11 protein-coding genes are annotated in these 13,357 nt (G+C 33.8%); 9 read left to right on the top strand and 2 right to left on the bottom strand.

Annotation, left to right across the window (positions count from 1 at the left end):
* Positions 1–1,656 (top strand): hypothetical protein (locus BU804_RS06540; protein WP_226996153.1); only part of this gene is annotated, 1,656 nt, incomplete at its 5' end.
* Between the two features lie 91 nt (positions 1,657–1,747).
* On the opposite strand, the gene pseB is transcribed toward BU804_RS06540, so the two are convergent.
* Positions 1,748–2,776, bottom strand: coding sequence for a UDP-N-acetylglucosamine 4,6-dehydratase (inverting) (gene pseB / locus BU804_RS06545; RefSeq protein ID WP_011174899.1), 1,029 nt, complete (start codon positions 2,774–2,776; stop codon positions 1,748–1,750).
* 222 nt (positions 2,777–2,998) lie between these two features.
* Between pseB and BU804_RS06550 the strand changes: the two genes are divergently transcribed.
* The 8 genes from BU804_RS06550 (at position 2,999) to BU804_RS06585 (ending at position 10,391) form a co-directional block, all read left to right on the top strand.
* The gene (locus BU804_RS06550) at positions 2,999–4,819 is read left to right on the top strand and encodes a DNA topoisomerase IV subunit B (protein WP_075883458.1); all 1,821 of its coding nucleotides are present in this window, start codon (positions 2,999–3,001) and stop codon (positions 4,817–4,819) included.
* Between the two features lie 80 nt (positions 4,820–4,899).
* A complete protein-coding gene (locus BU804_RS06555; RefSeq protein ID WP_075883459.1) occupies positions 4,900–6,801 on the top strand; it encodes a DNA topoisomerase IV subunit A in 1,902 nt (633 codons plus the stop codon).
* Positions 6,802–6,914: 113 nt separating this feature from the next.
* A complete protein-coding gene (locus BU804_RS06560; RefSeq protein ID WP_075883460.1) occupies positions 6,915–7,538 on the top strand; it encodes a regulatory protein RecX in 624 nt (207 codons plus the stop codon).
* A 107-nt stretch (positions 7,539–7,645) separates the two neighbouring features.
* Positions 7,646–7,912: a hypothetical protein gene (locus BU804_RS06565; RefSeq protein ID WP_075883461.1), complete on the top strand. Its 267-nt coding sequence runs from the start codon at positions 7,646–7,648 to the stop codon at positions 7,910–7,912.
* Between the two features lie 257 nt (positions 7,913–8,169).
* Complete coding sequence (locus BU804_RS06570; RefSeq protein WP_075883462.1) at positions 8,170–8,475, top strand: hypothetical protein; 306 nt, start codon at positions 8,170–8,172, stop codon at positions 8,473–8,475.
* A 15-nt stretch (positions 8,476–8,490) separates the two neighbouring features.
* Entirely contained in the window at positions 8,491–9,447 is a 957-nt protein-coding gene (locus BU804_RS06575; RefSeq protein ID WP_075883463.1) for an RluA family pseudouridine synthase, read from the top strand.
* A 16-nt stretch (positions 9,448–9,463) separates the two neighbouring features.
* A complete protein-coding gene (gene dtd / locus BU804_RS06580; RefSeq protein ID WP_039356640.1) occupies positions 9,464–9,919 on the top strand; it encodes a D-aminoacyl-tRNA deacylase in 456 nt (151 codons plus the stop codon).
* Positions 9,920–10,142: 223 nt separating this feature from the next.
* Entirely contained in the window at positions 10,143–10,391 is a 249-nt protein-coding gene (locus BU804_RS06585) for a KH domain-containing protein (protein WP_011174907.1), read from the top strand.
* Positions 10,392–10,681: 290 nt separating this feature from the next.
* Here BU804_RS06585 and BU804_RS06590 read toward each other — a convergent pair whose 3' ends face one another.
* Positions 10,682–13,339 carry a hypothetical protein gene (locus tag BU804_RS06590; protein ID WP_075883464.1) on the bottom strand — a complete coding sequence of 886 codons (2,658 nt, stop codon included), beginning with the start codon at positions 13,337–13,339 and terminating at the stop codon, positions 10,682–10,684.
* Positions 13,340–13,357 lie beyond the last annotated feature (18 nt).

Raw genomic sequence — 13,357 nt, forward strand, 5'->3', positions numbered from 1 at the left:
GTAAGAGAAAAAGATATTTCATCTAAAACACAAATATTTAAAAGAAGGGTCTTTAATGAAAGAAGTATTCCGACAGATTTTCTATCTAAAAGAAAAAAAAAACTTGTAACTAAAAGAAAATCTTCTTTGAATCTTACAAGTTTATCAAAAATGGCAAACATTCCCCATTTGTGCGAAGATACGACAAAGGAACATGTCGATAACAAATTTGATGGAAAGAATAGCCAAGTTTTAAATATTTGTTTTCTAGACAGTCAATTAACTGTTAATTATTCACCGATTAAATTTTCTGGAAGTAAGGAATCAGAATCGTCTGAAAAGATGTTCACTGAATTTAAATTTGATGAAACTTCAATTGATTATTCGTCAGAAGTTAATGAATTAACTGTTAATTATTCACCGATTAGAGTTTCTGAAAGTAAGGAATCAGAATCGACTGAAAGGATGTTCACTGAATTTAAATTTGATGAAACTTCAATTGATTATTCGCCAGAAGTTAATGAATCAGCTGTTGATTATTCACCGATTAGATTTTTTGAAAGTGAGGAATCAGAATCGACTGAAAGGATGTTCGTAGAATCTAAATTTGATGAAGCTTCAATTGATTATTCGTTAGAAGGTAATGAATCAACTATTGATTATTCAATTTCTGCAGCCTTACAAGAATTTGAACCTGTAAGTTTAGATAGCGATTTTTTTGAGCAGCAAAAACCAAAAGAATGGTTTCCTATTAAAATCGATGGAAATAATAAGATAAATTTTTCGATTAATGCAAATGCTAAAAAAATCAAAAAATTGATTTACATATTTAGAAATCATACAACTGATGAAATTGCTTTAATAGGGAAAACAGGAACTTCTTTTTCTTCTCGGATGAATCATTACAAAACTAAATTTAATAAAAGTGTTAAACCATCCAATCAAAGTAAAAAGAAATTTATTACTGCAGTTCAAAACAATCCTACTCATTTTGAAGTGGCTATTTTATATATTTTAAAAGAAGGGGAAAATTTAGATACGTTTGAGGCAGGTTTTATTAAAAGCAAAAAACCTCTCTATAATCAGCGAAACGGAGGAGGGGGTGGCTTAACTCATTCAGAAGAAGAATCAGCAATTTATGCAATTCCAAAAAATCCCCTTCTTTTAACTCCAGAAAAAAGGTTTCTTTTTAGAGTAATTGACACTTCTATTAGACCTGAAATTGATCAAGAAACTTATAAAAAGATGCTTTCAATCGCTGATAAAGTTCAAGGGATTTTATATTCCATTAAAGAAATAGGAACTGAAAAACGTTATATTGGCTACACGACAGGGAATAATCCACATACCCGTATTAGACAACATGGTTATCAAGCTCAAACCTTTTTTCCTTTTAGCGATCAATATGATCCGGAAGAGAAAGATGGAGCACTACATCCAGCCATGGGACAGAATCCCGAGGGGTTTAGTTTTGGATTTTTACCTATATTACATGATTTGAGTGAAATGAAACTTGACGAATTAGATGAATATGCAATTGTTTCAACCATTGGTGAGGCAGAAAAAACCGCCATCAAAATTTTAAAAACTTTGGTTAGTCAAGGAGGATTTAATTGCAATGGTGGCGGTGGCGGGCCGATTTCAGGGGGTATTGCCCGAAGGTTGAATTTTGATTAGACAAAACTTTAATTTTGAAATTTCTTTTCATTTATTATGATTCAATGAAACTCTCTACTTAAAATGGTTTAGAGCTAAAAAATTTTCGCTTTTATATAAGTGGAGAGCTTTTAATGAATTGTTGGATTTGTTCAACTGTTAGCCATTCAGAATTTGTATGTGATGCATAAATGAAATCAGGGTGAACTGGTTTTCCCCTGATGGGGCAACTTTTATGATTAGAAGGAATGCGTTCATCTGTTTCAGAAATGGGTTCCGGTGCGATTAAATAATAACGTTCAAATTCTACTGTATGGCGGACATCATCAGAACTGACCATTAATTCATGGAGCTTTTCTCCTGGCCGAATACCGCAAATTTCTTTGGTTAAGCCAGGAGCTAAAGCTTCAGCTAAATCGACAATTTTAACGCTTGGAATTTTAGGAACAAAAATTTCCCCTCCTCTCATTTTATAAAAGCAGTTAGTGACAAAGTCGACTGATTGTTCCAAGGTGATCCAGAAACGAGTCATTCGCTCATCTGTTATAGGTAAGGATTTGGCTCCTTGTTCGATTAACTTTTGCCAAAAAGGAAGAATACTACCTCGACTGGCGGCGACATTACCATACCGAACCACTGAAAAAATGGGATAACCTTGTGCACCAACATAAGAATTACCAGCTAGAAATAGTTTATCTGAACAGAGTTTAGTTGCTCCGTATAAATTGATTGGATTAACAGCTTTATCTGTGGAAAGAGCAATTACTTTTTGAATGCCACAATTGATCGCTGCGTCAATGACATTCATGGCTCCTATGACATTAGTTTTAATAAATTCTGAAGGATTATATTCAGCAGCAGGAACCTGTTTTAGTGCCGCTGCATGGACAATCATTGTAACATCTCTAAAAGCACGTGCAAGCCTTTGAGAATCACGAACATCTCCTAAAAAATAGCGAATTTTAGGATGGTCAAAAAGAGGGTCACTTCGTCGCATCTCCCACTGTTTCCATTCATCTCGACTAAAGATAATGACTTTGCGGCAACTGTTTTCTTTTAAAATTTTCTTAGTTAAAGCTCGACCAAAACTACCTGATCCACCCGTGATTAAAATTGTTTGATCTGTAAATACTGAATGCATAAAGCTATATCCTACGGTATTATTTTGTAATGGCTAAGTAAACCTGAAAAATGAGTTTTTGGGCAATGTGAAAGCTCAAAGACTTCTAAGCCAAAATTAACAAACCTCTCTATAAACTCACGTTATAAATTTGGCAACCCTTAAAATTAATTGCTAAAAAACTAGATTTTCAATTGTTGAATCGTCTAAATTTTTTGTTCACAAACTAAAAGATGATTATATATGGCAAAAAACTATGATGAAAGTACAGTCAAAACGTTAGATGCGCTAGCTCACATCCGCTTGCGCTCTGGCATGTATATTGGTCGGTTAGGTGATGGAGCTAATCCTGACGACGGAATTTATATTATGCTTAAAGAAGTTGTTGATAATAGCGTCGACGAATTTATTATGAAGCACGGAAAAAAAATCATTATTGAGTTAGATGAAAATCTCAGTCGCGTCTCTGTTCGAGACTTTGGAAGAGGAATTCCACTTGGCAAAGTAGTAGAATGTGTCAGCCAGATTAATACGGGTGCTAAATATAATGACGATGTTTTCCAGTTCTCTGTAGGGCTTAATGGAGTGGGAACTAAAGCCGTTAATGCCCTTTCTAGTCATTTTGTTGTTAAAAGTTATCGAGATGGAGAATTTGTTGAAGCACATTTTTCTCAAGGATTGTTGAAACAAGAGAAGAAAGGAAAGACAAAGGAAGAAAATGGCACCTATGTGGAATTTATTCCTGATCCAGAAATTTTCAAAAAATATCGTTTTCAAAGAGAATATATTTTAAAACGTATTTGGCATTATGCCTATTTAAATACGGGTCTAATTCTTCAATTTAATGGGGAAGAGATTCAATCTAAATATGGATTGCTAGACCTTTTAAATGCGGAAGTCACAGAAGATAGATTATATGAGCCTATTCATTATCGTGGTAAATTTTTAGAATTGGCTTTTTTACACACCCACAGTTATGGAGAAAGTTATTTTTCATTTGTCAATGGTCAATATACGTCTGATGGAGGAACTCATCTTTCAGCATTTCGAGAAGGGATTTTAAAGGGAGTAAATGAGTTTACTAAGAAAAATTTTCAAGGAGTAGATGTACGAGAAGGAATTGTGGGAACCATACTTGTAAAAGTGAAAGATCCAATCTTTGAATCGCAGACTAAAAATAAGCTAGGTAATAACGAATTACGCGCTCCTATTGTCCAAGAAGTTAAAGAAGCTGTTGTAAATTTGTTGCATAAACACCCCGATGTTGCGAATCGCTTAGTTGAACGAATTGTTTTTAATGAGAAGCTCCGCAAAGAACTGGCTTCTGTTAAAAAAGAAGCAAAGGAAAAGCAAAAGAAAATTTCGTTCAAAATTCCCAAATTGAGAGATTCAAAGTATCATTATCAAGATCGATCGGTACATAGTGAAAACACAATGATTTTTCTAACAGAAGGGGATTCGGCTAGTGCTTCGGTTGTGGCTTCTCGAGATCCATTAATACAGGCAGTTTATTCTTTAAGAGGTAAACCTTTAAATGTATTTGGCATGAAGCTCGATCAACTCTATAAAAATGAAGAAATGTTCAATTTAATGAATGCTCTGAATATTGAAGATGAGATTGAAAAACTTCGTTATAATAAAGTCATTTTGGCAACAGATGCAGATGTCGACGGAATGCATATTCGTAATCTAATGATAACTTTCTTTTTAACCTATTTTGAAGGACTTGTTTTAAACGGGCACTTATATATTTTAGAAACTCCTTTATTTAAAGTACGTAATAAAGTGCAAACAATTTATTGCTATAATGAAGAAGAAAAAAATAAAGCGGTTGTTAAATTAAAAAAACAAGTAGAAATTACTCGTTTTAAAGGTCTTGGAGAAATTTCCCCCTCAGAATTTAAGCAATTTATAGGGAAGGATATTCGCTTAATCCCTGTTACAATCCATTCTTTTTCTGATATTAAATCTACTTTGCAGTTTTATATGGGGAAAAATACCCCAGAGCGGAAACAATTTATCATGCAAAACCTTATTAACGAAGATGAAATAGCTCCTGTATAGCAAGCGAATTTTTAAAAAATATATAAATTAAGCATGAGATGAACTCTTTGATCAAGATATCAAGTTATTAGGAATAGCGCATGGAAGATATTAAGCAATTGATGCAACGTCATTATATTAAATATGCCTCTTATGTCATTTTGGATAGGGCAATTCCTAATGTTATTGATGGGCTAAAGCCCGTACAACGACGTATTCTCTATACTCTTTGGCTCATGCATGATGGCAAGCTTCATAAAGTAGCAAATGTAGCAGGTCAGACAATGTCTCTACATCCTCATGGAGATGCGCCAATTACCGAGGCACTTATTAATATTGCTAATAAAGGCTATTTGTTAGATCAGCAAGGAAATTTTGGTAATTTATTTACAGGAGATCCTGCCGCAGCAGCTCGTTATATTGAGACTCGTTTAACACCTTTAGCAAAAGAAACTTTATTTAATGCTGATTTGACCTCTACAATTTCCTCATATGATGGCAGGCATCAAGAACCTACTTGTCTTCCAGCCAAAATCCCCGTTGTTCTATTACAAGGTGCTGATGGAATTGCTGTAGGTATGTCTACTCATATTTTCCCTCACAATTTTTTAGAACTTTTAGAAGCAGAAATTGCCATATTAGAAGGCAAACCTTTTTCTATTCTCCCTGATTTTCCAACAGGCGGCATTATGGATGCTTCTGACTACAATAAAGGAAAAGGAAAAGTTCGTTTGCGAGCAAAAATTGAGGTAAGGGATGCTAAGTCTTTGGTTATTACTGAAATTTGTTATGGAACCACAACAGAATCTCTAATTCGATCAATTGATGAAGCTGCTAAAAAAGGTAAAATTAAAATTGATGCCATCAATGATTATACAGCAGAAAAAGTTGAAATTGAAATTAAGCTTCCACGTGGGCAATATGCTCAAGATTTATTAGAAGCTTTATATGCATATACTGAATGCCAAGTTACCCTACATTCACAAATTGTGGTGATCAAAGACAATTATCCCTGGGAAACAGATGTCGATTCTATCTTACGGTTGCATACAGAAAAACTTCAAGAATATTTACAAAGAGAACTAGAATTAGAACGCGATCATTTAAACGAAAAAATCTTCGAAAAAACTTTGGAGCAAATATTTATTGAAAATCGGCTTTATAAGCGAATTGAAGATTTAACTTCTTACGAAGAAGTTCATGTGACGATTGCTGCAAGTTTAATCCCTTTTCATTCTCAACTTTTAAGAATTCCTACAGAACAAGATAGAGAACGTTTACTCAGCATTCCCATTCGTCGTATTACGCGATTTGACTTAGCGAAAAGTCAAGAGGAGATTTTATCTCACCAGGAGCAATTGACGCGTGTTGAAAAAGACCTGAAAAATATCATTAAAGTTGCCATTCGTTATCTCAATAGTTTGATTAAAAAATTTGCAAGCGAACATAAGCGCAAAACAGAAATTCAAGAAATCCAGCAAGTCGATACTCGTGCGATGGAAACAAGGCAAATTACTGTCTGTTTTGATCCTACAACTGGATTTATAGGGACTAAAGTCACTAGCAACTATACAATTGAGTGTACAAATTTTGATAAATTACTTGTGATATTCAAGGACGGAACTTATCAAATCATCAATATTCCTGAAAAACAATATGTCCATCATAAGGGGAATAAAGTTGTTTATGTAGGTATAGCAGATAAAAAGACAATTATTAACGTCGTTTATCGAGATCCCGAAACTCACTATGTTTATGCAAAACGTTTTATTGTCGAAAAATTCATTTTAGATAAATATTACCGCTATTTGGAAGAAGGAACAACTTTGGAATTTATTTCTACACAACCTGGAGTTTCTTTAGAATTACAATTTATTCCAAAACCTCGTCAAACTATTTCAAAAATGCAATTTCAAATCGATAATATAGCGGTAAAAGGGGTGACAGCCAAAGGTATTCGCATATCAAACCGGGAAGTCAAAAAAGTTATTATTGCCAAATAAGCCATTGCAATGTGTTTTGATCTTTATAAAGCTCTTTGAAGGAGTTACGGCCCTTTAGTTTATTGTGCTTGGATAAATACGAGAAAGAAAATTAAAAAACGAGGTATTTAGTTTTGCAATTGCCTTTAAAGATTGAAGTTAAACCTCATGAATGGCGTAAAGAACTTTTTACCCTTTATATTAATGAAGAGCAAGAGCGAGATATCCATTCATCTATTTTCGGGAAAAAACCCATTTTACCTACTTGTTTACAGCTCTCTGATTGGAAAGGAATATTTGATCAATGGGAATACAAACGAACTAGAAATTACGTTATTTGGCGTCTATCTAATCAATCTTATCACTCAGAACAGCTACAAAAATTACTTAAAGATAAACTTGTTCAACCTGTAACCATACAAAAAGTAATTCAAGAATGTAAAATAGCAGGGTATTTGAATGATGAGGATTGGATTTCTTCATTTATGCGTAGTCATCAAAAAAAACATAGTTTCCGATCCATTCTTGTTAAACTTCAAACAAAAGGGTTAACGAGAGAGAGTTTAGAACAAATTAAACAAGAATGGAATCAATCAGATCAAGAAAAAAATGGAATTCTCACATTACTTCGAACTCGCTATCAGCATCAAAATTTAAGGGATTTTGTGATAAAACAAAAAGTTGTGACAGCTTTGATGCGTAAAGGATATTCATTTGATTTAATAGAAACAACGATACGCGAATTTATTGTGGATTAGTTTTATTTTTTTAATTAATTTATTTGCCATATTGTGTAATATAAATTATTTTGATATTATAAAAGTAAAGACCAGGGATTTCTGGCCAATTATCAAAGTAGGTCTGTATGTCTCAAGAAAATGTTAGTTCAGTTGGAGCTGTTGATTCAGCAAGCGTAAATGTGCAAGATCCAGCAGCAACAAATTCTCCAAATGGAACATTAAAGTCTAGTTCGGAAGTCAAAAGTTTGGCTGCCTTCAAAGAAATGGCTCCTGAAGTTTATGATAAAATGATGTTGTCAATAGCAACTGAGATTTGTAATAAAATGAAAGCACACCAAGAAAAATTGAAAGAGATGTGGCGAGAGGCAACCGAACGTGCAAAAGGGGGATAGTTTTCTTATTTTATACTCTATCATGATAGAATCAAACTATTCTACATTGCTTTGTTGAATCGCTAGTGAGGGTTATAAGTTCACATAATAGCGATTTACTTTTTAGTTAAAATAATTTTTGACAATCAATCACATTGAATATGCAAATATTTTCAATTTCAAATAAATTCCTTTTTGACCTACATAGTGGCTAAATCGTAGCGGATAAAAATGAATTTTAACTTTAGCTAAAGTCAATTCTTCTTTAGAATAAGCTTATGTTTGATTACCAATTATTTTTAGCATTTCCTATTTCAGAAGCTTACTTTTATCAATTGCTCCAGATTTCAGAACCAGTTCGCAACTTATTCATTCAAGAAATTGAAGGGGAATATTTGCAACAAATCACTTATCAAGAAAAGATTTATTTAGGCAAAAATGTCGGGCATTCGGTTGAATTGGAAAAATTAGAATTTATACAAAATCATATTTTCAGTTTACTTAAGCGATTAGTGAGCGATTATTCCTATCATGAGCAGTCCTTAGTAGTTTTAGCAATTCATCAGACCGAATGTTCTTCTTAAAGAAAAAGTATTTTTATGGCAAATTCTTATGGAGAAGAAGTTGATCTCTTAATCATATCTGAAGATGAGGTGGGAGAACGCTTAGATAAAGTTTTAGCTAGACGTTTTAATGCTAAATACTCTCGTACCTATTTCCAATTTTTGATTGATAAGCATTTGATATTAGTCAATGGGATTGCTGTCAAAAAAAGGACATTATTGCAAGAAGGGGATGAAGTTGAAGTGCAATTCGTCGCATCTCCTGAATCAAACTTAATGCCAGAAAATATTCCTTTATCTATTCTTTACGAGGATGAACATCTTCTTGTCATTAACAAACCAGCCGGAATGGTCGTTCATCCAGCACCTGGTAATTGGTCAGGTACTTTTGTGAACGCTCTACTTTATTATTGTCAGAAGTTACCGCTTTTACCAGACACTATACGTCCTGGCATTGTTCATCGGTTAGATAAAGGCACTTCAGGACTATTAGTGGCAGCTAAAACGCTTGAGACGCAGCAAAAACTCATTGAATTATTTGCCTCTAGAAAAGTCTATAAAGCTTACCTAGCTATTTGTATTGGACGACCAGCAGATGGAGAAATACAAGCACCTATTGGTAGGCATCCTATACATCGTAAACAAATGGCTGTTATTCCGACTGGTAAACCTGCCATTAGTTTTTGCAAAACACTTGGATGGAGTGATAAGTTGAGCTTTGTGCAAATTGAGATTGCCACGGGTCGCACCCATCAAATTCGTGTGCATATGAAGTATAGAGGGTCTCCTATTCTAGGAGACCCCTTGTATGGTCAAATTTCTTTAAATCAATATTACTCTGTTCCACATCAACTTCTTCATGCAGCGGTATTGCGTTTTCAACACCCCATTTCGCTAGAAAATCTAGAATTTTGTACTCCACCTCCTCCGGAAATGGTTCGATTGATTAAAAAAATAGACCCTAAATCTCCATATATTCGAGATGTTGAATAGGAGAGATAGATATGAGGTGAAGTTAGTTATTCAACGTGTGTTACAAGCGCAAGTTTATATTGATGATAACCTGTTTAGTGCAATTGGCCCTGGTTTAATGTTATTGCTAGGAATTCACCATCAAGATAACTTAGAGCAGATTTTATGGTCTGTGGATAAGCTAGTTCATTTACGCATTTTTAACGATGAAAATGGAAAGATGAATAGAAATGTAAAAGAATGTGAAGGAGAAATATTAGTGGTCAGTCAATTTACTTTATACGGAAATTGTTTAAATGGTCGAAGACCCGACTTTATCCAAGCTGCTTCTCCTCCAATAGCTCTTTCTCTTTACAAACAATTTATTGATGAATTAAAAAAAGAAGCTCCCCATGTCAAAACAGGACAGTTTGGGGCTCAGATGCAAGTTTCATTAACAAACGATGGTCCTGTTACTTTTATCCTAGATTCATTGAATCGGCGGAAAGCATGATTTAAAAATTTTTTGCTTTTTATCTACCATTTCACTTGTTTAACAAGTGAATAAATGCTTATAAAATATTTTATATAGAGAAAGTAAAATAAAAAAAAACTTTTGATGGTTTTTTCTAGAAAATTATAGAATAATTCGCTATTGTCAAATTAAGAGACAATTATGTTTTATTGCATACGACGTCGAATGTTATCAACGTTTCATATTTGCAAAGGATCGAATTATGAAAGAATTTGTAGCATATATAGTTAAGAATTTGGTCGATCATCCAGATAAGGTAAAGATTAATGAAATCGGCGGTACACAAACACTGATTATCGAATTATCAGTCGAAAAGTCTGATATTGGAAAGATTATAGGGAAAAAAGGTAAGACCATTAATGCGATCCGTACTCTATTGATGTCTGTTGCAAGTCGCAATGGTATTCGCGTTAATTTGGAAATCTTAGAAGAAAATTCTAGACCTGAATAATTTCTATTTAAGCATGTAAGAAATAAGCAAACTTATTTCTTATGCTATTTGTCAGAAATAGTCTTACTGTATTAATTACAGCTATATTTCTGACAAATAGTATTCACTTATCTCGCTCAATTTTTACATAATCTAAACTAAATTTGAAGATGATTAGTTTTTCCTAGAGAGTTTTCATCTTGGTACGTTATTCCTAATCTGTCACTAATTTTATTTTAGCGCCCTATAAACGACTAAAAATCTGTTTTGAAATTAGGAAATAACATTTTAATTTTTGATTAAAAGAAGAATTAGGTTAAACGAGGTAAAAAGGGTGTAACCATCGATTTTCGAGAATTTAGTGCTCCCGCTTTAAATCTTAGAATCGCTAATGACATTCCTGTCTGAGATTCGTTCACAATTTTCTGAGGAATATGAGGGAAATGAGAGGAAAAAATGATTTGATAATTTTGAGCATTAGGTCCTAAGAATTCTACTGACATGTTTTCTACAAAGCTTTTAACAACTGTTTGAAAGCCTGTTAGAAAAAAATTTAAATGATCACTTGCTTGAAGCGTATTTGGAATCCAAAACCAAAGTTCATCTTGATGAGAATACGGGCCGATTTGATTGCGATAAACTTCTTCGGAACTCGCAATAGTACTGATCATATGCAGATGTAAATCAATATTTGGTTTATCCCGATTAATTTCCCTAGATTTATTCAACCAAGTTGAGCGGATACTTTGAGCATGTTCAAGGAAGAAAGGAAAATTAAACGCAAACATTTTTGTTTGTCCAACCCGTGCACAACCATTTTGTTCTTTAGCATCTAAAAAGATGTTAGAATAGTACCCTTCCACACAGAGCTGTAAGTTTTTTTGAACAGAAGATTCTCTGAGGTCATAAATCTTCTTATAAAATTGATACATATCTTGTTGTTGGAGAATTCGTTGCGCGGCTATTTTTGTGAATTTTTTATCAAGGGGAATGTCATCAAAATGAATAATCTCTGTTTCATAGCCCATGGATAAAGATTTTAGACGGTTGAGAAGTTGGGCAATGCAAAACAAATCTCGGTTTGAAACTTTTGTCAAAAGATCTGTATCATCTAAAATTGCGTGAAGATAGCATAAATATTCTTGAAATTCCCGTTGAGGATGAACAAAAAATTGATTGGTTTGGTAAGTGACTAACCGACGTTGCAGAAGGCGTTGCAGAATACGAATTTGGCTAGAATTACCTGTTGAAAGAGCAAGTTTTTGAATCTGGTTATCAATGGCTTGCGCTGTCATTCCACCTAAACTATAGCGATCATTAATAAGAAAGGCTTGTTCAGCAATCAAAACGTTACAAGACTGAGTATCTCCAATTAATGCTGTAGGAACAGATAAAGTTTTTAGCGAGCTTTTGTGGTGATCAACAACACTGATTACTTCTAGATAGGAAGCCATTTTGACTTCTTCCAAATTACAAAAATCTCTTAAAGTAATAGTTCCAAGGCCGGTCATTCGTAAATCTGTTGCTCTAATAACACCAACGGGAAACAAAGACCCATCTTTTTCGGGAATAACGACAGTGATAAAGTCATGGCTCTGCATTTTGTGACGTATTTCATCGATGTCGCTTCTTAGATTAACATAAAGGAGAGAAGATCCTAATACTTTATGCTTGATACCTAAGCTGATATCAAGACGCTCAACATAATTGCATACATTTTGAATAGCAGCATCAAGCTGATTAATAATTTGTTCTAATTTAAGGAAAATTTTAGGGCGATCTTCTTTAAGCTTGCCTTGTTCATCGAAAATAGAGCTTTTTGGAAGAGATTGGATACTATGCTGAAAATGCAAGAATTCTGAGACAGATAAAAAATTAAGTGCTTGAATTAAATCATCAAAAGTTCCGCTAAGCCCTTTTTTGACATGTAAAATTTTGTAAAAAAAATCATGCAAATCGTTTTTTTGTTTTTCGTTAAATTCCTGGACAGGTTCACAATCTTTAATTTTCACATCAAAAACTGAAGAATTAAATAGCGGAAAATCGATAACCGAAAGGTTTGTTTTAGCAAAAAGGGAAATGAGTTTAGCGTGTAGATTATTTTTAAACCATCTCAAACAAAATTTAAATAGAATAATAATTTGGCGAACAGTTTCTACATCAGAGCTTTGCCAATCACCTAAATAATGTCCGTTTTCATCAATTAAGATAATTGCTTTTTCCTTAGTTTCATGATCAATATAACCCGTTAAAGTTTCTTTTGCTTCTTTAATAAAGTCTTTTTGGGATACGAGATCTATGGCTGTCAAAGTGATTGTTTGAGCGGTACGAGCCAGACAATTAAATAAACCTTCTCCAAACATTTCACTAACAATTGATGAAATAGGGGAATCGGGAGGACCTCCAGGTAAGCACCATTGATGGAGCCCTCTAGTAACTCTAGAGGCAAAAGCATCAACCCAACCCCAAAAAGAGGCTATCATGGTATCTACGTCAGGGGATAAATGAGCAGCTATGAAATGTGTTCCATTATAGCTTTTATCCATTCCTATGGGAAAAAAGGCTTGATAATCGCTCCTAGGAACCCATTTTCCAACGATCTTAGCACGAATTGCATAGTTTTCTTCATCGCTTAACTCAGAGAAGTTGTTGAGCCAAAATTCGAAGGTATTCATTGTTAATGATTCACTGAGAATTTTTTCTCGATTAACACGCTCCATAAAATCTAAAATAGCACTAAGAAGGAAAGATTGCATAGGCGCTTGATTAATCAAATCACAAAGGATTTTGTTGATCATTCTGAAGCGGTGCCTAAAGCTCAAATTGAGAAACTCAGTTGAGCGAAAGGAGTCAATCAAAGTTTGAATATCAGGAAAAGTTTGCGCCTGTGAGATATGACATAAAGAAAAACAAGATGAGCTTGGGAAGGCTGAGTCGGTAGATGGGAGACTTTCTAATGATTTAGTCATTGTAATTTTCTTTTGAGT

The organism is Candidatus Protochlamydia sp. W-9, assembly GCF_001950615.1.
Lineage (GTDB): Bacteria > Chlamydiota > Chlamydiia > Chlamydiales > Parachlamydiaceae > Protochlamydia > Protochlamydia amoebophila.

Excerpts from the sequence above, each read along its gene's own strand:
- pseB (WP_011174899.1), bottom strand. The coding sequence starts at position 2,776 with ATGCATTCAGTATTTACAGATCAAACAATTTTAATCACGGGTGGATCA.
- BU804_RS06550 (WP_075883458.1), top strand. The coding sequence starts at position 2,999 with ATGGCAAAAAACTATGATGAAAGTACAGTCAAAACGTTAGATGCGCTA.
- BU804_RS06555 (WP_075883459.1), top strand. The coding sequence starts at position 4,900 with ATGGAAGATATTAAGCAATTGATGCAACGTCATTATATTAAATATGCC.
- BU804_RS06565 (WP_075883461.1), top strand. The coding sequence starts at position 7,646 with ATGTCTCAAGAAAATGTTAGTTCAGTTGGAGCTGTTGATTCAGCAAGC.
- BU804_RS06570 (WP_075883462.1), top strand. The coding sequence starts at position 8,170 with ATGTTTGATTACCAATTATTTTTAGCATTTCCTATTTCAGAAGCTTAC.
- BU804_RS06575 (WP_075883463.1), top strand. The coding sequence starts at position 8,491 with ATGGCAAATTCTTATGGAGAAGAAGTTGATCTCTTAATCATATCTGAA.
- BU804_RS06585 (WP_011174907.1), top strand. The coding sequence starts at position 10,143 with ATGAAAGAATTTGTAGCATATATAGTTAAGAATTTGGTCGATCATCCA.
- BU804_RS06590 (WP_075883464.1), bottom strand. The coding sequence starts at position 13,339 with ATGACTAAATCATTAGAAAGTCTCCCATCTACCGACTCAGCCTTCCCA.